This is a genomic window from Streptococcus bouchesdurhonensis (assembly GCF_948472335.1).
Genome location: NZ_CAOKTW010000010.1, coordinates 82,068 through 102,349, shown reverse-complemented (window position 1 = coordinate 102,349; position 20,282 = coordinate 82,068). Strand labels below are relative to the sequence as shown.

Annotated in this window: 13 protein-coding genes, 1 tRNA gene and 5 pseudogenes; 3 read left to right on the top strand and 16 right to left on the bottom strand. The window is 38.0% G+C overall.

Going from position 1 to position 20,282, the window contains the following annotated elements; all coding sequences use genetic code 11:
- Window positions 1-79 precede the first annotated feature (79 nt).
- Window positions 80-1,568, top strand: a pseudogene (gene zwf / locus QMQ21_RS15425) (glucose-6-phosphate dehydrogenase).
- 45 nt (window positions 1,569-1,613) lie between these two features.
- Here the strand turns inward: zwf and ftsY are convergent.
- The 3 genes and pseudogenes from ftsY to QMQ21_RS15410 form a co-directional block, all read right to left on the bottom strand.
- A pseudogene (gene ftsY / locus QMQ21_RS15420) lies at window positions 1,614-2,902 on the bottom strand (signal recognition particle-docking protein FtsY).
- Between the two features lie 3 nt (window positions 2,903-2,905).
- The gene (locus tag QMQ21_RS15415; RefSeq protein ID WP_000763444.1) at window positions 2,906-3,724 is read right to left on the bottom strand and encodes a Cof-type HAD-IIB family hydrolase; all 819 of its coding nucleotides are present in this window, start codon (window positions 3,722-3,724) and stop codon (window positions 2,906-2,908) included.
- Window positions 3,724-4,515 (bottom strand): Cof-type HAD-IIB family hydrolase, encoded by a 792-nt coding sequence (locus tag QMQ21_RS15410; protein WP_025170661.1) that lies wholly within the window; start codon window positions 4,513-4,515, stop codon window positions 3,724-3,726. Before QMQ21_RS15410 ends, QMQ21_RS15415 begins: the two co-directional genes overlap by 1 nt.
- 198 nt (window positions 4,516-4,713) lie before the next feature.
- On the opposite strand from QMQ21_RS15410, the pseudogene QMQ21_RS15400 reads away from it, so the two are divergent.
- Window positions 4,714-6,445, top strand: a pseudogene (locus QMQ21_RS15400) (IS1634 family transposase).
- A 379-nt stretch (window positions 6,446-6,824) separates the two neighbouring features.
- Here QMQ21_RS15400 and QMQ21_RS15395 read toward each other — a convergent pair.
- The 5 genes from QMQ21_RS15395 to QMQ21_RS15375 form a co-directional block, all read right to left on the bottom strand.
- Window positions 6,825-7,316: a DNA methyltransferase gene (locus QMQ21_RS15395; protein WP_230558110.1), complete on the bottom strand. Its 492-nt coding sequence runs from the start codon at window positions 7,314-7,316 to the stop codon at window positions 6,825-6,827.
- Between the two features lie 102 nt (window positions 7,317-7,418).
- Window positions 7,419-7,547 (bottom strand): site-specific DNA-methyltransferase, encoded by a 129-nt coding sequence (locus QMQ21_RS15390; RefSeq protein ID WP_004242334.1) that lies wholly within the window; start codon window positions 7,545-7,547, stop codon window positions 7,419-7,421.
- Window positions 7,531-8,211 (bottom strand): hypothetical protein, encoded by a 681-nt coding sequence (locus QMQ21_RS15385; protein WP_261814745.1) that lies wholly within the window; start codon window positions 8,209-8,211, stop codon window positions 7,531-7,533. Before QMQ21_RS15385 ends, QMQ21_RS15390 begins: the two co-directional genes overlap by 17 nt.
- Window positions 8,183-8,755 (bottom strand): MFS transporter, encoded by a 573-nt coding sequence (locus QMQ21_RS15380; RefSeq protein ID WP_261814744.1) that lies wholly within the window; start codon window positions 8,753-8,755, stop codon window positions 8,183-8,185. The genes QMQ21_RS15385 and QMQ21_RS15380 overlap by 29 nt, the downstream gene beginning before the upstream one ends.
- A 27-nt stretch (window positions 8,756-8,782) precedes the next feature.
- The gene (locus tag QMQ21_RS15375; RefSeq protein WP_133302227.1) at window positions 8,783-8,851 is read right to left on the bottom strand and encodes an SHP2/SHP3 family peptide pheromone; all 69 of its coding nucleotides are present in this window, start codon (window positions 8,849-8,851) and stop codon (window positions 8,783-8,785) included.
- Window positions 8,852-8,930: 79 nt separating this feature from the next.
- Here QMQ21_RS15375 and QMQ21_RS15370 point away from each other — a divergent pair, with 79 nt between their 5' ends.
- Entirely contained in the window at window positions 8,931-9,782 is an 852-nt protein-coding gene (locus QMQ21_RS15370) for a helix-turn-helix domain-containing protein (RefSeq protein ID WP_023936225.1), read from the top strand.
- A gap of 193 nt (window positions 9,783-9,975) precedes the next feature.
- Here the strand turns inward: QMQ21_RS15370 and smc are convergent.
- From smc to leuD, 8 genes and pseudogenes are all read right to left on the bottom strand, one after another.
- A pseudogene (gene smc / locus QMQ21_RS15365) lies at window positions 9,976-13,514 on the bottom strand (chromosome segregation protein SMC).
- Window positions 13,505-14,203, bottom strand: a complete 699-nt coding sequence (rnc, locus tag QMQ21_RS15360; protein ID WP_000661480.1) for a ribonuclease III — start codon at window positions 14,201-14,203, stop codon at window positions 13,505-13,507. Before rnc ends, smc begins: the two are co-directional and overlap by 10 nt.
- Window positions 14,204-14,382: 179 nt before the next feature.
- Window positions 14,383-14,453 (bottom strand) — tRNA-OTHER (locus QMQ21_RS15355).
- Between the two features lie 66 nt (window positions 14,454-14,519).
- Window positions 14,520-15,506 (bottom strand): GMP reductase, encoded by a 987-nt coding sequence (locus QMQ21_RS15350; protein WP_023936506.1) that lies wholly within the window; start codon window positions 15,504-15,506, stop codon window positions 14,520-14,522.
- 174 nt (window positions 15,507-15,680) lie between these two features.
- Window positions 15,681-16,997 carry an McrC family protein gene (locus tag QMQ21_RS15345; RefSeq protein WP_001866200.1) on the bottom strand — a complete coding sequence of 439 codons (1,317 nt, stop codon included), beginning with the start codon at window positions 16,995-16,997 and terminating at the stop codon, window positions 15,681-15,683.
- A pseudogene (locus QMQ21_RS15340) lies at window positions 16,984-18,718 on the bottom strand (McrB family protein). Before QMQ21_RS15340 ends, QMQ21_RS15345 begins: the two are co-directional and overlap by 14 nt.
- A gap of 156 nt (window positions 18,719-18,874) precedes the next feature.
- Complete coding sequence (locus QMQ21_RS15335) at window positions 18,875-19,654, bottom strand: L-threonylcarbamoyladenylate synthase (protein ID WP_023936512.1); 780 nt, start codon at window positions 19,652-19,654, stop codon at window positions 18,875-18,877.
- 27 nt (window positions 19,655-19,681) lie between these two features.
- Window positions 19,682-20,275 carry a 3-isopropylmalate dehydratase small subunit gene (gene leuD / locus QMQ21_RS15330; protein ID WP_000410625.1) on the bottom strand — a complete coding sequence of 198 codons (594 nt, stop codon included), beginning with the start codon at window positions 20,273-20,275 and terminating at the stop codon, window positions 19,682-19,684.
- Window positions 20,276-20,282 lie beyond the last annotated feature (7 nt).

The following is a 20,282-nucleotide window of genomic DNA, read 5'->3' as shown; positions in this document are numbered from 1 at the left end:
ATGTTAGAATTAAGTTTATGAAATGAGGTTTCCTCATACCTAGCAAGACTAGGAATAAAAATAGAAATTAGGTAGCTAGATGTCATCTAAGGTTATTGTTACAATTTTCGGTGCGAGTGGAGACCTGGCTAAACGCAAGCTCTACCCTTCCCTATTTAGACTATATAAATCCAAGCAATCTTTCCAAACATTTTGCCGTTATTGGAACTGCCCGTCGTCCTTGGAGCAAGGAATATTTTGAATCTGTTGTAGTCGAATCGATCCTTGATTTGGCAGATAGTACCGAACAGGCTCAAGAGTTCGCTAGCCACTTCTACTATCAAAGTCATGATGTCAACGATACAGAACACTACATTGCTTTGCGTCAATTGCAGGCTGAACTAAATGACAAGTACCAAGCTGAACACAACAAGCTCTTCTTCTTGTCTATGGCGCCTCAGTTCTTTGGAACTATAGCAAAACACCTCAAGTCTGAAAACATTGTTGACGGTAAAGGTTTTGAACGCTTAATCGTTGAAAAACCATTTGGTACAGATTACGCAACTGCAAGCAAGTTGAATGACGAGCTCCTAGCAACATTTGACGAAGAACAAATTTTCCGTATCGACCATTATCTTGGGAAGGAAATGATTCAAAGTATCTTTGCAGTTCGCTTTGCAAACCTGATTTTTGAAAATGTTTGGAACAAGGACTTTATCGACAATGTTCAAATTACCTTTGCGGAGCGCTTGGGTGTAGAAGAACGTGGTGGCTACTATGACCAATCTGGTGCCCTCCGCGACATGGTACAAAACCATACACTGCAACTTCTTTCTCTCCTTGCTATGGACAAGCCAGCAAGCTTCACAAAAGACGAGATTCGTGCTGAAAAGATTAAGGTCTTTAAAAACCTCTATCATCCAACGGATGAAGAGCTTAAAGAACACTTTATCCGCGGTCAATACCGTTCAGGTAAGATTGATGGCATGAAATACATCTCTTATCGTAGCGAGCCAAATGTGAATCCAGAATCTACAACTGAAACCTTTGCATCTGGTGCCTTCTTTGTAAACAGCGATCGATTCCGTGGTGTTCCTTTCTTCTTCCGTACTGGTAAACGTCTGACTGAAAAAGGAACTCATGTCAACATCGTCTTTAAACAAATGGACTCTATCTTTGGAGAACCACTTGCTCCAAACATTTTGACCATCTATATCCAACCAACAGAAGGTTTCTCTCTTAGCCTAAATGGGAAGCAGGTAGGAGAAGAATTTAACTTGGCTCCTAACTCACTTGATTACCGTACAGATGCGACCGCAACTGGTGCTTCTCCAGAACCATACGAGAAATTGATTTATGATGTCCTAAATAACAACTCAACTAACTTTAGCCACTGGGATGAAGTTGGTGCGTCATGGAAATTGATTGACCGTATCGAAGAGCTCTGGGCTGAAAATGGTGCCCCACTTCATGACTATAAAGCTGGAAGCATGGGACCTCAAGCCAGCTTTGACTTACTTGAAAAATTCGATGCCAAATGGACTTGGCAACCAGATATCGCCTATCGTCAAGATGGTCGTTTAGAATAAACAAAATTCCTGCAAGTTTGTTCCTTGCAGGATTTTTGTTTCTGATTAGATTAAGCCTTCCAAGAGACCTTTCATAAAGTTTTCTGAGTTAAACTCTCCAATATCATCGATTTTTTCACCAAATCCAATCAATTTTACAGGAATATTGAGTTCTTCACGGATGGCTAGAACCACACCACCTCGAGCAGTGCCATCAATCTTAGTCAAGACAATTCCTGTCAAAGGGGTAATTTTTGAAAATTCTTTAGCCTGTACCAAGGCATTTTGACCTGTTGATGCATCAAGTGCCAAGAAGGTTTCATGCGGAGCTTCGGGCACAACACGTTTGATAATACGACCAATCTTTTCCAACTCAGCCATGAGGTTATCCTTGTTTTGCAGACGACCAGCGGTATCAATCATGAGAATATCGATACCTTCGGACACGGCACGTTCCATGCCATCAAATACGACACTGGCTGGGTCAGCTTTTTCAGGTCCAGTTACAACTGGAACATCTACACGTCGACCCCATTCAGCTAGCTGGGCTACTGCCCCTGCACGGAAGGTATCTGCCGCAACCAGCATGACCTTCTTACCTGCTTGTTTGTAGCGGTGGGCTAGTTTCCCAATAGAAGTTGTTTTCCCAACACCATTAACACCAACAAAGAGCATGACTGTCAAGCCATCTTGGAAGTGGATGCTTTCATCGTAGTTACCATCCTTTTCATAAAGCTCAACTAATTTCTCAATGATGACACGACGAAGTGCATCAGGTTTCTTGGCGTTTTCAAGCTTGGCTTCGTAACGAAGCTCCTCTGTTAAGTTAGAAGCGACTTGGACACCAACGTCACTCATGATCAGCAGTTCTTCCAGTTCCTCGAAAAATTCTTCGTCAACAGATCGGAAATTAGCAAAGAAGGCGTTCAAGCGAGCACCGAAGCCCGTACGAGTTTTCTTGAGACTGCGGTCATATTTTTCCTGAACAGTTTCTTCTACCTGAGGCGTTTGTGCTTCAAGCGCTTCAAAGCTATTTTCTTCTTCAGTTCCTTCGCGCTCAGTGTTCTCTTCCTCTGAGACTTCTTCTGAGTTTGGCAATTCTTCTATTTCTTCTTGATGAACCTCTACAGCTAGCTCTGAATCCAGACGTTCTTCAACTGTGTCTTGGATTTCCTCTTCTTGGAACACAGCTTGTTCAACAATTTCCACCTCTGCTTCTTCCTGAGAAACTTCCTCAGCTTCTGTTAAGGCATGCTCAACATCTTCAGACAAATCAAGATTTTCCAGAGCTTCTTTTACAACTTCTTCGATTTTAGGTTCTTCTTTTTTCCGAATAGACGGTCAAATAATCCCATATCTTAGTTCTCCTTTAGCACATATTCTTCGATAGCCCAGGCGACAGCCTCTTCATCGTTGGTCATTGGCGTCACTACATTTGCGACTGCCTTTACTTCAGGAACAGCGTTTTGCATGGCAACACCAAGCCCTGCCCATTCAATCATAGAAAGGTCATTGGCTTCATCACCACAGGCCATAACTTGGCTTTGGTCGATTCCTAGATGGCTGATTAGTTTTGCCAAACCTGTTGCTTTATGAACATTCTTTGGTGACCATTCTAGCAACATTTCACGTGATTTAAAGATTTCATATTGGTCAAACAATTCTGGAGAAATCTTTTGAATGGCTGCATCCAAGGGTTCTTGAGCAAAGGCAGTCACGCATTTATTGTAGGTCATTTGACTAGACAAGTCTTCAAAGTCCACTGGAACAAAAGTCAAAGCTGGATTAAATTTGGCATAAAGACTTTCTTGGTCGGATTGGATTTGATAAACAGTTCCTTCTGAGATAGCATCAAGAGGCAGTGATAATTTCTCTGTTTCCTCATACAAGCGTGCCACATCATCATATGAAAAGACTGTTTTATCAAGGATTTCTCCTGTATTTTTCTGAACCAAACCACCATTAAAAGTAATCGTATACTCATCTTCTTGGCCGTCAGTCCCTAGCTCATGGAGAAAGAAATCCATGGCTTTTAAGGGACGACCAGTTGTCAATACAACCTTAATACCACGATCACGCGCAGCTTTCAAGGTTGCCTTGGTGCGATCCGTCAACCTTTTATCAGTAGTCAGCAAGGTCCCATCCAAGTCCAATGCAATCAATTTTATATCTGCCATTATAAGCCCTCCATATAAGCTATAACCGACTGGTCTTTATGGTGACCAATCACAGTCTCTGCTAATTCTAAAATTTCTGGTCGTGCATTTTCAGGAGCCACAGGATGTCCCACAACCTGCATCATATGCAAATCATTTAGATTGTCTCCAAAAGCCATAACCTGATCCATTGTGATACCAAGTTTTTTAGCTAATTCAACAATAGCCACACCCTTATCGACATAATCCAGAACAATATCAATGGATTCAAAGCCAGTTGTCATGGCCTTAACACCAGGGACATTTTCATTGACCCAAGTTTCCCCAGCTTCTAGCGTTTCTTCTGTGAAGTTGGTTGTAAATTTGAAAATATCATCTGTGATAGCTTCCAAACTCGCTACTTTTTGGATATTTTCATTATAGTGCTGGCTCTCTTTCAAATAGGTTGCATCAACCGTATCTAGCACATAAGAACCCTTCTTACCCGTCAAGAGCAATTTATTGATATCTACATAAGGTGACGTTTTCAGCTTTTCAAAAGTTGCCAGATAAAACTCACGAGACATAGTCGCTTCATACAAGTCCTGACCTTGATACTCTACTAAACTGCCATTTTCCGCGATGAAAATAATGTCATCACGAACATCAGCAAATAATTTTTCTAGAGATAAAAATCCGCGCCCCGAAGCCACCGCAAAGTAAATCCCTTTTTCCTTGTAAGAAACCAAGAGAGACTTGAGGCGGTCCATATCAAAGCGTCCATTCTCATCTAGGAAGGTTCCGTCCATATCCGTTGCTACTAGTTTAATCATAAATTCTTCATACTCCAATTAATAAATCCACCTTCTATTATACCATAGAAAAAGCAAATAGCGCTTAAGGACTTTGACAGTTGTGAAGTGAAAAACTCCTCATAAAGGTTGATATAAGGGGATTTTCTTGTCAAATTTCACCGTTTTTTATTTGCGTACTTTTCCGTACTTTGTTATAATAGAGCGAGGTATAAAAAGATGAGAGTGAAACAATAAAGTCAAAAAACACTATCAACTACGCTATTATTAAAGACATCAAGGTTGGAAATAAACGGACTTCTACTATCGTAGAAAACTTAGGCAATCATAACACACTCTTAAAAGAACATCCTGATATGGAACCTCTTGAGTGGGCTCGTTTACGTGCCAAGGAATTAACTGAGAAAGAAAAAGAAGAAAATAAAGATTTCCTCATTACCTTTAGTCAGAACAAACAGTTAAAACAAAATCAATTGAACGAATATCATGGAGGCTATCTCTTCCTACAAGACCTCTATCATCAACTAGATTTGCCTAGAATTAACAAAGAAATCCAAAAACGACATCGTTTTAATTTCTCTCTAGATGATATCCTATCTCGATTGATTTATGGACGGATTCTAGCTCCTGCTTCAAAACGATCCACCCTAGAATTTTCAAAAACATTACTCGAACCTAAAGAATTTGAACTCCAACATTTTTATCGGGCTCTTGAAGTTATTTCTAATGAAACAGAGTTATACAAGAACAAACCTATCAAACTTCAAAAAAGATGACCCAACGACAGACAGAAGTTCTCTACTATGACTGTACTAACTTCTATTTTGAAATTGAAGCTGAAGATGAGGAAGGACTTCTGAGACAATACGGTCCATCTAAAGAACATCGCCCAAATCCAATTGTGGAGATGGGACTCTTTATGGACAAACAAGGAATTCCCCTAGCTTTCTGTATCCACCCTGGAAATACAAATGAACAAACTACTCTTAAACCATTAGAAAGAAAGATTGTCAAGGAGTACAAGGCTTCAAAATTTGTAGTCTGTACAGATGCTGGACTCTCATCAAAAGCCAATAAGATGTACAATTCTTTTGGGGAACGTTCCTATGTCACAACTCAATCTATCAAGAAGTTAAAGAAAGAATACAGAGACTGGGCTTTGGATAAAAGTGGTTGGCGAATGGTTGGGGATAAGAATCCTATCTTTTACAATCTGGATGAGCTAGAGCACAGAGAGGAATTAAAAAAACAGCTCTTCTTTAAAGAATCTCCTTTTTATGATGAAGATTTACCAAATCAACGCTTGATTGTGACCTTTTCTACTAAATATCAAGACTATCATCGAACGATACGAGAGAGACAGATTGAACGGGCTAGTAAGTTACTGGGCAAGCCCAGCCAAGCTACCAAGAAGAGACAAACCGATTTTAAGAGATTTCTGAAAGAAACAAGTACTACCAAAGAAGGGGAAATCGCCGAGAAAAGGATTCTAACTCTTGATGAGGAACGTATTCAAGAAGAGGCTCAATATGATGGTCTCTACGCCGTAGCCACTAATCTAGATGAAGATATCCAGACAATTGTAGTCATCAATCAAAGGCGGTGGGAAATTGAAGAGAGTTTTCGTATCATGAAGCAGGAACTACGAGCCAGACCCGTTTATCTCAGCCGTTCAGATAGGATTCAAGCACATTTCACTATTTGTTTCCTAGCACTAATGATTTATCGTCTCTTGGAAAAACAACTAGGAGAAACAGTCACCTGTTCAGAACTCATCCAAACCTTACGCAATTACAAGTTCAAACATCTTTATGGAGCAGGATATCTTCCAACTTACACCAGAACAACTATCACGGATCAACTCCACCAAGCATTTGGTTTCCAAACTGATTTTGAGATTATAAGCGAAAAAAATATGAAAAAAATTTTTAAGAAAACCAAATCTAGATAAAAAGTACGCATTTTTTAAAAAGAGAAAAAGAGCTCCGAAAAGCTGTCATATCAGTATTTAGGGGCTCTTTGATTTCGAAAAACTGTCAAAGATGGGATTATACCATAGAAAAAGCAAATAGCGCCTAATCCATTTGAGATTAGACGCTTGATAAACTCCCGACTTTATCACTTAATTTTTATCCAATATTACTTAACCCTTTAGTATAACTGGATTTTTTCTAAATTCCCAAACTAACTTCCACCGCCAATAAAAGTTGAAATTAATCTGATAAAAATCGAAAAAACAAGTGAATTCCAAGTCAGAGTAAGTTCCACTTGTTTATCGTCCAATAACAAGGAAGAGATGCTCGTCTTTCAAAATTGTCTTAAAGGTTTCTTCAGAATTTATAAGTGGTTGGATTTAATTCATAAGTAATGAACTTTCTGTTTTTCTTAAAAGCACACAAAGATGTAGTTGCTTGCCTCATAAACGGATCCAACACAACATCACCTTCCAGAGAATAAATATCAATAAGTTGATTGACAATTTGTTCTGAAAAAGCTGGTGGTCTTGTAGAATAATCCCAAGGTATATTCCAAATGCAGTCAATAAATTTAGTTCCCTCAATGTTTCTATCCCACACTATAAATTCTGACTTTTTCTTAAAAATCAATATGTATTCATAGTTATTTAGAATCAAAGACTCATTATTCGAATAACTTGAAGGATATTTTTCAACTTGATTTTTGATATATGAAGTATTATTCAAATTACATATTATTGTCCCTTCAATATAGAAATTATGCTCCGCAAAGAATTTTTCAATTTCATGTTTGATATCGTAATACATATTTTGATTTTTTCTGCTAATTTCTACAGAACTGCAAATATTGATGCAAATTGTTCCTGTTTCTTTTAATATTTTACTACATCTTTCCCAAACACTATTTAGACTCTAAATATAGCCTTTATATGTTTCTATTAACCCAATCTAATTATCGTGTTGATAATCAACTAAATTAAAATATGGTGGAGAAGTGATTATTAAATCAACAGAATCATTTTCGACATCTTCCATAGCTCTGGAATCACCTAAATAAGCCTTATTCTCTGTTTTCATGTTTTTTACTCCTTTTAGTTTTTTCTATTAACATATACGAGATTAATATTATTACAATCATAAAACTAGAAATCAATAAGATAGTTATTCTCATATTAAATATTTGAATTCCTACACCAATTATCGGATTTACCAACATTGTAACAAGACTAATTGAAAAGGATAGTCCTGATATAACTGTTGCTCTTGAATTGTCATCAACCCAAAGATGTAACATCTCCATGATAATAGGATCAAGAATATCTATGATAATGTACAACAGTAGAAGACTAAATATAAATGTGGCATTGAAAGGCAAAATTTGAAAAATAATGGAAATCATTAGTATCAATGATAGCAGCATAATTAATTTAGAAACTCTTATTTTTGATATTTTATAAGCTTGAGTTGCTACTATGCCACCAATGATACTATAAATCATAAACATAGCTCCATTAATAGATGTAGAAAATCCTATTTTAGAAAAATAATCTGGTAATAAAGCAAACATTACGTTAATTGCTGAGACAATAACCGTAGTAAAAGCGAACATGAAAAGAATTTTAGTAGATTCTAGCAACCTATGAAAAACTGAAAATAATTCTTTAAATTTCGGAACACCATTTTGATTAAGATCTTCTATAGCGTTTTTCTGATTATCTGGAATAGATATGATGATTATCATTGAACCTATAAGTGTAAAAGACTGAATAAAATATGGTAAATATTGTAATGCTATACAAACCACCTCCTATAAATGTAGCAATCCCCAAAGTCAGAGCACTGATTAATTGTAACTTTCCTCTTATTTTCCCATAACTCTCCTCCTTGCCTTCACTTCTTAGAGATTCAAAAAACAAGGCATCATCAGCTCCACTTAATAAAGCATTTCCTACTCCTTCTAAAACAAATGCCCCTAGAATAACATAGTAAACATAGTCCTTCATTAGCAAGATTGATGAAAGAGTTAATAATGGAGTAATTGATAACAGAACTAGTCCCAATAGAACGATTTTCTTCTTACTAAATCTATCTCCTAAAATTCCGCAGGGAATCTCTGAAACTAATTGAGAAAATAGAAAAATAGATTGAAAAAATGCAAATTGTACTAAAGATAATCCCAAAAACTGGACAATAAAGATAATATTTACTATTCTAGTAAATCGTAAATTTGTAAAAATGATATATAGATAATATTTTAACTCTGATGAAATTTTATTGCTGATCATACCACATTCCTTCTAATTCATCTTTTACTAACCAAAAATTATGATAATATCCATCACCAAAACCAAAATCGGCAAAAATTTTGAAATTTTCTTCATACTCGGACTTCCTTTCCGTTTTTATTTATTGTACAATAAATAAAAACGGATTTAATTTTTGTTGGGAAAATGGGAAATTATGAAATCAAAACTTGGCATCACACTTAGAAAAGTTCGTAAAGGAAAACAAATTAGTCTATGCTCTGTAGCAGATGAACACCTTTCAAAATCTCAAATATCTAGATTCGAACGTGGGGAATCAGAGATATCTTGTATTCGACTTATCAATATTTTAGACAAATTACACATTACTTTAGATGAGTTTCTTATTTTACATAATGAAGATTATACTAATGCTGAATTATTCGCTAATTTGGTTCAATATATTCGTAAGCAATATTCATCACATAACATCAAAAATATAGCTGCTCTACTTTCTGACTCATCACATTACACTTTAAATTCTTTCGAGAAAACAATGATAAAATCCATTCTACATACAATGGATTCCAGCATTATTCCATCAAATAAAGAATTACTTCAATTGACAGATTATCTCTTTAAAGTTGAAAAATGGGGTTACTATGAAATCACTTTATTAGGTAACTGTGTACGAACAATAAACTACAACTCCTACTTCCTATTAACAAAGGAAATGTTGAACAATTACATCTACTCTTCGTTGAATAAAACAAATAAGCGAATTGTCACTCAATTGGCCATCAATTGTCTAATTCTTAGCGTAGATAAGGAAGAATTTTCAAACTGTACTTGTCTAATCACCGAAATAAAAGCATTATTAGATAATGAATTAAACTTTTATGAACAGACAGTTTTTCTCTATGCAACTGGTTACTTTGAATTTAAGCGTCATTTAGATAGCGGAATTGAAAAAATGAAACAGGCCATACAAGTCCTTGATATTTTAGGAGAAGACAAGTTAAAATTACACTATACTAGCCATTTCGATAAACTGGTAAACAAAGAATAGATGAAATGATTCTCTACTATTTAACATTTTACAAATCAAGGGTGTCTCCATAAACTCACAACATCTCTAATGATTTTACCCTGATAACAATAGACAGTTAAAAAGCCCTGAAATCAGCTAAATTTCAAGGCTTTCTTTATATGCTATTGTATCAATTTACTTATTCCGATTTCTGTTGCTACTAGTTTAATTGTCATCCTTCAATACTTTCTAAATCTTTTAACTTAACCGAAACAATTTTTGAGACACCTGACTCTTGCATGGTCACTCCATAGATGGAATCAGCCGCTGCCATGGTTCCTTTACGGTGGGTTACGACGATGAACTGGCTGTCCTTGTCAAATCGATTGAGGTAATCCCCAAAACGTTTAACATTAGCTTCATCCAGCGCAGCTTCCACCTCATCCAAGATGACAAATGGGATAGTCTTAACTCGAATGATAGAGAAAAGCAAAGCTAGAGCTGACAGGGCTTTTTCACCACCACTCATGAGGTTAAGCGACTGGATTTTCTTACCTGGAGGTTGAACAGAAATCTCCACACCAGCTGTTAAAAGGTCGCCCTCAGTCAATATCAAGTCTGCCTGACCTCCGCCAAACATCTGTTTGAAGGTCACTTTAAAGGACTCACGAATGGCTTCAAAAGTTGATTTAAAGCGTTCCTTAACCTCATCATTCATCTCTGTAATGGTCTCAAGGAGCAGGTTTTTCGCTGACAAAATATCATCTCTCTGGCTATTGAGGAAATCCAGACGGCTGTGAACTTCTTCGTACTGGTCAATAGCTTCTATATTGACAGGACCCAGTGAGCGAATAGCCTTCTCCAAATCCTTAACCTTTTGCTCTGCCAGATTAAGATTTTCCAATTCATGTGCCTTTTCTAGTGCTTCAGTATAGCTAATCTGGTACTGGTCTGTTAATTGGCTTTGTAAATGGCGTAAGCGCTCGCTGACCTTTTCTTTCTTAGCTTCAGCACGTGTTTGCTTGCGAATCCATTCCTCATTCTGTTGGCGAGCCTGATCCAAATGACTAGCAATATCATCCAGCTGGCCTTCAATATCATCCAACTCAAACTGCTTGCGAATCAAACCTTGTTGGAGGTTTGTTTTCTGAGTTTTGGCTTCTTCTACCTGTTGACTGAGCAAATTCGTATCAACTTTCTCAAGATTGTCAACCTTTTCTTGAAGAAGACGCTGGATTTCCTCTTGTTCTATATCTAAATTGTCCAATTCTTTGCCTAAACGTTCAATATCAGCAACTTCATAACGTTTTTGCCCTTGCAGTTCTGTCTTAAGCAAGCGAGCTTGCGCTACCTGTTCTTGCAAGTTCTGATAACGTTCTTGGATGGCATTTTTGTTAGACTTAATCTCTTCAATCTCAGCTTCTAGATTTTGCTTGTCACTGGAAATAGTAGCAAGGCGTGCTTGGCATTTTTCCTTATCTGCTTGCCAATCTCCCTCAGAAAGACGATCTAATTCCTCTTCTTGGAGTTTCCAAAGAGTTTCTAATTCTTCGACTTGCTGACTGGTCTGCTGATAAGCGAGGGACAAGCCCTGCTCCTGAATACGAGCCTGCTCACCCTGAGATTTGATGGCTTCTAATGATTCGGTCAATCTAGCCATCTCGTCTTGCAAGTTCTTCAAACTCGCTTCTTCTGAACGTAAGCTTACTTCTTCTTCAGCAATTTCTTTTTGTAATTGCTCCAGTTCTGGCTTGATGAAAATGCTGTTATTCTGGCGATTGGCTCCACCTGCGTAAGAACCACCTGTGCGCAACTCTGTGCCATCCAAAGTCACCATACGAACCTGATAACGAACCTGGCTAGCAGCTGCACGAGCATGTTCTACGGTATCAAAGATAGCCGTCGTAGCTAGCAAGTTCTTGAAAATGGCTTCCAGTCTAGTATCGAATGTCACCAACTCATCTGCCATGCCCAGAAATCCTGAACTTGCAGCAATAGCATCTTGATTCTGACTTGAAATCGTACGAGCCTTGATTGTTGTCAAAGGAAGAAAGGTTGCACGACCTAGCTCTGTTACGTTTGAGGAAATCAATCGCCTTGGTTGCCGCATGTTCATCTTCTACGATGATATGCTGACTGCTGGCTCCAAGCGCAATCTCTAGGGCAGTTTGATAATGCACATCAAAGGTCAGGTGCTCACTGACTGCCCCAATAATCCCACCAAGACAGTCTTTTTCTTGGAGAATACTCTTAACACCTGCATAAAAGTTACTATGATTTCTCAGGATATTTTCCAAACTCTGAGCTCTGGCCTGCTTGTTTTTAAGACTGTCCAGACGGTCAAAGAGTTGACTTTGTTGAGTTTGATAGGAAGCTTTCTGTTCCTCTTGCTCCTTGGCACATACTTGGTAGTCGGCCAATAATTTCTGAACCTGCTCCTTAGCAGTTTCAAGCTCCGCCTTTTGCTGACTAGCCTTCTCTTTAGCTGTAGCTAGTTGCTCTTTCAGCTTTTCTAGTTGATCTGCTTGTTTTTGAGAAAGCTGACGACTATTTTCCAACTCATTCTCGATACGGGTCAGTTGGTTTGAGACATCCGCTTCTTCCTGTAAAAGCGCCACAAAGCGTTCGCGTAAGAGCTCAATCATCTGATCAGGATCATCTGAAAAAGCCAGCAATTCAGCTTCTAATCGATTGAGTTTTTGATTATTTTGGACTAAATTTTCTTCTAAGAGAGCTAAAGAACTTTCTTTATTCGATTTTTCTTGGCTGAGTGAATTTTTCTTATCCTCCAAAGCAGCCAAACGAGCTTGTGCTTCCTGTTGATTCAGGGCTACTTGCTCAGATTCTAATTTCGATAGGGCTAATTTTCTCTCTAAATCACTAATCAGACTGGTCAAATCCATCAAACTGCCTTGGTCTTTGGCCATTTCAGCCTGTAAATCTTGGCGTTGCTTCTTGAGATTCTGATTTTCTTCTTCTAATTTTTCACGCTTTTGGTAATAACTAGTCAAGAGTTCCTGAACCTGAGCCAACTCTTCTTCTGTCGACTCTAGTTCAACCTTATTTTCCTTGATTTGAGCAACCAAAACATCTAAATAAATAGCCTTGCGTTGACCTTCCAAGTCTAAAAACTTACGGGCATTCTCAGCTTGCTTCTCAAGAGGCTTGATTTGATTATCCAACTCGTAGATAATGTCTTCAAGGCGGTCTAAATTATCCTGAGTTTGCTGCAGTTTACTCTCAGTTTCTTTTCGACGAGTCTTGTATTTCAAAACTCCTGCAGCTTCTTCAAAAATAGCTCTGCGTTCTTCAGGCTTAGAGTTGAAAATCTCCTCAACCTTCCCTTGGGAAATGATAGAGAAGGAATCTCGTCCAAACCTGTATCCAAGAAAAGATCATGAATATCACGAAGACGCACTTTCTTGCCGTCAATCTTGTATTCGCTATCACCACTATGATAGATATGGCGTTCTACCCTGATTTCTTGACCTGCATCCTTGATAAATCCGTCATGATTATCCAGAGTCACAACTACAAAAGCATAATTGAGCGATTTGCGACTTTCTGTTCCAGCAAAGATGACATCCGGCATCTTGCCCCCACGGAGACTCTTGACACTAGACTCCCCAAGGCCCAACGAAGACTTTCTGTAATATTGGACTTTCCTGATCCATTGGGTCCAACAACTGCCGTCACACCTTGGTCAAAAACGACCTTAGTCTTATCAGCAAAAGACTTGAATCCCTGAATTTCGATTTCCTTTAAATACATGAATCCAGCCCTTTCTCAACGGCATTTTTAGCAGCTTCCTGCTCTGCTAATTTTTTAGAACGACCTTGACCTTGACCGATGCTCTTACCTTCAACAAGAACTTCTACATCAAAGACCTTATCGTGGGCAGGACCCGTTTCAGAAATGACCTGATAACGAATAGCCACATCGCCATTGACCTGAAGTAACTCTTGGAGATGGGTTTTGTAATCTGTAATCATCTCAAATTCGCCAGCTTCTACTTTTGGAATCATGACTTGATAGATAAATTCCTTGACCTTGGCCACATCCTTGTCCAAAAGGAGGGCACCAAGAAAGGCTTCAAAGGCATCGCCAAGAATGGTGTCACGATTGCGTCCACCAGACTTTTCTTCCCCCTTACCCAGCTTGATAAACTGATCAAACTGGCAATCACGCGCAAAACCAGCCAAACTCTCCTCGCGGACAATCATGGCACGGAGTTTGGACAAATCACCCTCAGGTTTTTTAGGATATTTTTTATACAGATATTCTGAAATCAATAACTGTAGAACAGCGTCTCCTAAAAATTCCAAGCGCTCATTGTGTGAAATTTTTAAGAGGCGGTGCTCATTGGCATAACTCGTATGAGTAAAGGCAGTCTCCAGTAACTTTTTGTCTGCAAATTCGATTGCAAAATGGTTTTTAAGTACAGTTTGTAATTCTTTCATACCAACCTCTTTCTAACTGATAACAGTCCTTTTTATTATATCAAAAAAAGCCTCCTGAGTCACTCTAAAACGGGACTGGAGAGCATTTGGGCATTCTTTAGAATGAAGTTTTCAGTTTTAGAGGCAAATTGGGGGCAAGATAAAAAAAGCCCTATTAAAGGCTTTTTAGGATGTTTATATCCACCCTGAGGGAATCGAACCCCCATCTCAAGAACCTAATCTTACGTGATATCCATTACACTAAGGGTGGAAACTTGTTTTATTATAACAGAAATTTGCTCTAATAACAAGTTTTTTTCTGGCCAAATAGCCCGTCTTAGTGGGAAGCATCCCCATTCCAAATAGAGTTTTTCACGATCACATAATCAACGTGTTTAAGGTCAGCAACCTGACGTCCACCTGCATAAGAAATAGCACTTTGAAGGTCTTGTTCCATCTCAGTTAAAGTGTCTTGCAGATGACCTTTGGCAGGAAGCAAGATGCGTTTGCCCTCCACGTTCTTATAAGCACCCTTTTGATATTGTGAAGCTGAACCGTAATATTCTTTGAACTGTTCACCATCAACTTCAATTGTTTTCCCTGGACTTTCGATGTGTCCTGCAAAGAGGGAACCAATCATGACCATGCTAGCACCGAAACGGATAGACTTGGCAATATCACCGTGAGTGCGAATCCCTCCATCAGCGATAATCGGTTTACGTGCAGCCTTAGCACACCAACGGAGAGCAGCCAACTGCCAACCACCTGTACCAAAACCAGTCTTGACCTTGGTGATACAAACCTTACCAGGTCCAATTCCGATCTTAGTAGCATCCGCACCAGCATTTTCCAATTCACGCACAGCTTCTGGTGTTCCCACATTTCCAGCAATAACAAAAGTATCTGGCAATTCTTTCTTGATGTGTTGAATCATAGAAATCACGCTATCAGCATGACCATGAGCGATGTCAATCGTGATATATTCTGGAGCATCAGCCTTGAGCTGGCTAACAAAATCATACTCATAGTCCTTAACGCCGACAGAGATAGAAGCAATGAGCCCTTGCTCATGCATACGCTTAATAAAAGGAATACGTCCTGCTTCATCAAAACGGTGCATAATGTAGAAGTAACCACCTTTTGCCAGTTGCTCTGCTACATTTTCATCCAAAATCGTCTGCATATTAGCTGGCACAACAGGTAGTTTAAAGGTGTGATTTCCTAAAGTGACACTTGTATCCGCTTCTGCACGGCTTTTAATGACACATTTATTTGGAATCAATTGAATATCTTCGTAATCAAAAATTGGAAATTCATTTAACATATCGATGTCTCGTTTCTTTTGTAATGACCTACCTATGCTCTCGCATCACTACGCCTTTTCCGACGTTTCCTTAATTTATTATAAACTAAAGTACAGTTTTTGTCAAATTATTTTATGAATTAAAATATATTGTTCGGGTTTTGCTTGTGTTAAAAATAAAAGAAAGAGGGGAAATTATTTTCTCCCCACTTCTTCATCAATAATCGCTTTAAAATTTTCTTCTGAATTTTCCATCATTTTACAAAATGCACTATAGAATGAGGCATTCTGAGGGATTCGAATAGACCACTTCTTCAATTGAGCTCCATAACCTGCTAGGTTTCCCATCTCATTATCAATAACCTTGTCCTTGCTCGGAAAAACAAGTCCAGCCTTCTCAGCTTTTAAAATATAAGAATAGGAAATCAGCTGGAATAAGTCCTCACGGTTGATTCCTTTTTCAGTCAATTCCAGTTTTTTATATTTTGCATCTAGAACAATCTTTCGTTCTCTGTCATAAAAATCTGGATATACTTTTCGTTTCCCAACAGAAAATACTGAAATTCCATCCGTCTTATCCTTATTTCTGGGATGTACAAAACCTTTTGGCAACAAGGTGTAAACATACTCTTCCCAAAGCCAGGCAACATCAAAGAGAATACCATAGATTTTTTGATCTTGATACCCTAAACCGTGCTTTTCTTGGTTTAGGATCATCAGACAAAGTTCTTGTAAGTTTCTGTACTCGTGAAAGTATGCATGACGTATAGGTTTAGATTGATTTCTCCGAGTAATCTTAGCACGATCAGCTAGTTTATAAGAGGGCGTTACACGCACGATTTCAGATACGTTTTCACGACTAGTTGAGAGATTATCTAGTACCCCTTGACCAATGCTTTTCTGATTCTTAATGTATTCAATAGTGTGACGGACCAACTGCATGAGGGGATTATCATAGGTGAACTCTCTCGTTGTGTAGGCAATATTTCCCGTGAAAGGAAGATTTTTCTTGAGATGGTTTCTTACATCAATCACTCCCTTAACATGACTGTCGTTATGAGAAAATCTCTGGTATTCCTTATAAAGACCTTTTCGAATAGCAGCTTGTAGATACTTGGGGAAGAGATACATCAAAAGTTGATAAAGCCTCTCTTCACGAGACAAAGCAACATCTAAACTAGTGAGATTGATATGAAGAACCTTGTTTAAGAGATAATGCAAAAAATGGTCATTACTCTCATCAGAAAATCGTGAGGAAATCGTTAATCTTTCCTGACCATATCCAAGAAAACCAATCACGTTCCCTGTCTTGATTTTCTGATTGACTGTTTCAAAAATCTTTTGGTCCTTATCCAAATCAGGAGTATGAGTCAAATCATTTGGAAAAATGAAAATACGTTCATCTTGGGATAGACTTTCCAAGGTTCTGTCTAAAAGAAGATTGCTTAGTTTAGGATATTCTTCAACAAATTTTTCTTTAATAATCTTGTGTTGATTATCAGTAATCCGCATCATCGTTTTCATCGCCTTCATTGTCATCAGCTACTGCCTGATCTTTTTGCTCATTATTTGTCAGTTCAAATGCTTTTTTCAAAGTTTCCAAAGTTTCAACCTCATCATAAGAACCTCGCAAGTAGTCTTCTAGGAGAGGCTTAATATAATCAGACCAGAGTAATTCATAGTCAAAATCTACATCCTTCAACTTAAGAAAATAACTTGGTCCAATATGATAATGACTGTTTAATTCCTGAACATTTTCGATAGCAGCGTTCAAGTTTCTTAGACGAATTTTTGCTTCTTCTGCATGGATATTCAGCTCTTTATCCAACATGCCAACTTGACCCTCGGCAGTAACTTCAACAAAACGAAAACGACGACGCATAGCAAAATCAAAGGTATCCACTGAACGATCAATATCATTCATAGTTCCGATGATGTAAACATTTTCGGGGATATAGAACTTTTCATCAGTTTCGTGTAGATTTGCATATTGGGTAGAAACACTTCCTTTTTCACCACGATAGTCAGGGTCGATAGAGAAAAAGAGTTCGCCAAAAATCTTAGAAATCTCCCCACGATTGATTTCATCGATGATGAAGACGAATTTCTTATCAGTATCAATTTCTATTGGGGAAACATAGTCTTTCAAACCAAATCTCTTTCTCAATGTTTCTAGGACAGTTTTTCCACCACTTTTGTAGTATTCTTGCTTATTATAATTTTTATCTTTATACAACTCGTAAACATATTTGCTAGGTAGTGACCATCCTGGAACACCACTATCATAATTTACTGACAAATTTTGTCTACTATTAACAGATAAGTAAGATGTTTTTGTTATATATTCTTTTTCTTCAGCAACATTTATATATTCTAAGTAAGAATCCCAAGCCTCATCAAAATTATCTTGTCCTCCAATCAATTGGGTTTCTTTTGCTTTCTGACAAAAATCTTTAAAAATACCGTCCTGTAGCCTAAACTCAATAGCTCCATCCCCATTTGATACTGGTCTTAAACCTTCTACAAAATCCGTATAATCATAAGATGGATGAAACTGTACAAAGCCGATTTGCTCCTCATGACCTTCCGTTAACTCTTTAGCAATTTCTTTAGCAAGATAAGTTTTTCCCGTCCCCAAGTGCACCACGGAGGATGAGGTTTTTGGATTTTCTTAATATACCACTATAATTAAATAAAAAATCATTCCTTAACATAGTTTCACTTTCTAATTTTTTATACTTTTTCCAATTAGGATGATTCAAAAAATAGTCATAGTCTTGAATTATGATTTCATCACTTGCAGCAAATTTTATTAACTGGTTAGTCTCTTTAGTTCGATACTTAATATCTGATGGAAACCATATTGTTTCTTGCCCCGTAAAGAAAAACCACTCCCTCTCTATATACTCTTTTTTCCAATCAACAATAATGGTATGCCCATCATCTAAAACCTCTTTAACAGTCGCCATTCCACGAATTTTCATCACAGAAACCTTTAAATCATCTTTCTTTACAAAAGGTAAATTCTTCTTTTTGACATATGTGGATTTAGCAAATAAAACGTCACCTGGTTTAATTTTATTAAACAACTTTAACATTTTTTGATACTGTTTATTTTCCTCGTTGTTATGCCATCCTAATTCCCACTTTCCTTCTTTCCTGAAATATTCAAGATAATCATCATCACCAAATCTTGTACCAACAAAAAAGTAATTATTTTGTTTACTGTTCATTTGAATACTCCTTTAATTTACTTTCACAAGTAAGTTCTATTAATATATAGCTCATCTCTAGCATATCATATCCTATAGAAAAAGAAAAGAATTTCTAAAGAAAAAGCCTAGTGTAGAGTGGAGTATTCCCTCTTAACACTAGACTTCTTTTTTATCCTAATAATACTCGCCCTGACGGTAGTCCCATGAGTTAAAGATATCTGACAAGTGCATCATAATCTTATCAATGTCAAGCCCTTTGCGGATTACAACTGGAGCTGGTGAAGTTGAGCGTGCTCCTCCTTGTTCTGGGATGAGTTTGCCGTCTTTATCGACCATAGAGACCATCACACCTTGCTCGTAGCGAGTTTCAATCGTTTTGTCAGGCTGGATAGATGCCACATAGTCGTCCGCCTCGATAACAAGGTCAACTGCCCCTTCGATGCGTTCTCCGATACCTTCTACCTTACCACGGTTTCCTTTTCCAGATGGGTTAGCTGATGAGGCATAAACCATCTTGCCTTCTTCCCAAAGTTTGTCAGCCAATTGTTCACCAGCTTTCCCAAACTTGATAACGAAACAGCTAGTACCACGAACGTCAGTCATCAGTTCTTCACGGCCATCACCGTATGCTTTGAGTTTTTCAAAGGCTTCTGGTTTCCAAGGAAGGATACAACCAAGAAGAATATCTTCATCCCAATGTTTTTGGTAGAAGGCTTCAATTTCTGGGTTAAGTTGTGCTAAGGCGCGAAGCTCGTCCATGCTACCGCAGAGAACAACACCTGGTTTGTTACGGTTACGTTCTTTAGCTTCAAACTTACGTTCAAGACCAGCCTTATCGCTAGTCATGATGATGTAACCAACTTTAGTAGGGCAAACGATACATCCGCCCTCACCTTTTAAAATGTCATATCCTTCTTGTGAAAGTGTTCCCTTCCATTGAATGTGTTTTGTCATAGTTCTATTTCCTTTTCTATTTTTCTTCTAATCCTGCCAGTAGGCTGGTCGTTGTTTTTCATAAGCAGCAATCAAATCTTCATACTGCAAGGTAATACCAATATCATCCAAACCATTTAAGAGTTTGTGTTTCCATTCGCTATCAATTTCAAACGTGAATTCTCCAACTGGTGAGATGATTTTTTGTTGTTCCAAGTCCACAGTTACCTGGTCACTTGGTTGTAGCTGAGCTAGTTTCTCTCTAACCTCTCTGGGCTGAACAATAGGCAACATACCATTATTGAGTTCATTATTGTAATGAATATCACCGAAAGACCCCGCAATCACGACCTTAAAACCATAGTCCGCTAGAGCCCAAGCAGCGTGTTCCCTCGAAGACCCTGCGCCGAAGTTATCCCCTGAAATGAGAATACTGGCTTTGCGATATTCAGGTCTATTAAAGACAAAGTCTGGATCCTCAGTATACTTATCGTCCAAATATCTCCAAGCATACATAAGGTACTTACCAAAGCCTTTTTTATCAATTAACTTGAGAAACTGCTTGGGTAGGATTTGGTCGGTGTCGATGTTATCATTCATAAGAGGAACGGTCGTTCCTGTATAAACTGTGAATTTCTCCATATCCTCT

Excerpts from the sequence above, each read along its gene's own strand:
- leuD (WP_000410625.1), bottom strand. The coding sequence starts at position 20,275 with ATGGAGAAATTCACAGTTTATACAGGAACGACCGTTCCTCTTATGAAT.
- rnc (WP_000661480.1), bottom strand. The coding sequence starts at position 14,203 with ATGAAAGAATTACAAACTGTACTTAAAAACCATTTTGCAATCGAATTT.
- QMQ21_RS15350 (WP_023936506.1), bottom strand. The coding sequence starts at position 15,506 with ATGTTAAATGAATTTCCAATTTTTGATTACGAAGATATTCAATTGATT.
- QMQ21_RS15410 (WP_025170661.1), bottom strand. The coding sequence starts at position 4,515 with ATGATTAAACTAGTAGCAACGGATATGGACGGAACCTTCCTAGATGAG.
- QMQ21_RS15370 (WP_023936225.1), top strand. The coding sequence starts at position 8,931 with ATGAAATCAAAACTTGGCATCACACTTAGAAAAGTTCGTAAAGGAAAA.
- QMQ21_RS15380 (WP_261814744.1), bottom strand. The coding sequence starts at position 8,755 with ATGATCAGCAATAAAATTTCATCAGAGTTAAAATATTATCTATATATC.
- QMQ21_RS15415 (WP_000763444.1), bottom strand. The coding sequence starts at position 3,724 with ATGGCAGATATAAAATTGATTGCATTGGACTTGGATGGGACCTTGCTG.
- QMQ21_RS15385 (WP_261814745.1), bottom strand. The coding sequence starts at position 8,211 with ATGATAATCATCATATCTATTCCAGATAATCAGAAAAACGCTATAGAA.
- QMQ21_RS15335 (WP_023936512.1), bottom strand. The coding sequence starts at position 19,654 with ATGACAAAACACATTCAATGGAAGGGAACACTTTCACAAGAAGGATAT.
- QMQ21_RS15345 (WP_001866200.1), bottom strand. The coding sequence starts at position 16,997 with ATGCGGATTACTGATAATCAACACAAGATTATTAAAGAAAAATTTGTT.
- QMQ21_RS15390 (WP_004242334.1), bottom strand. The coding sequence starts at position 7,547 with ATGAAAACAGAGAATAAGGCTTATTTAGGTGATTCCAGAGCTATGGAA.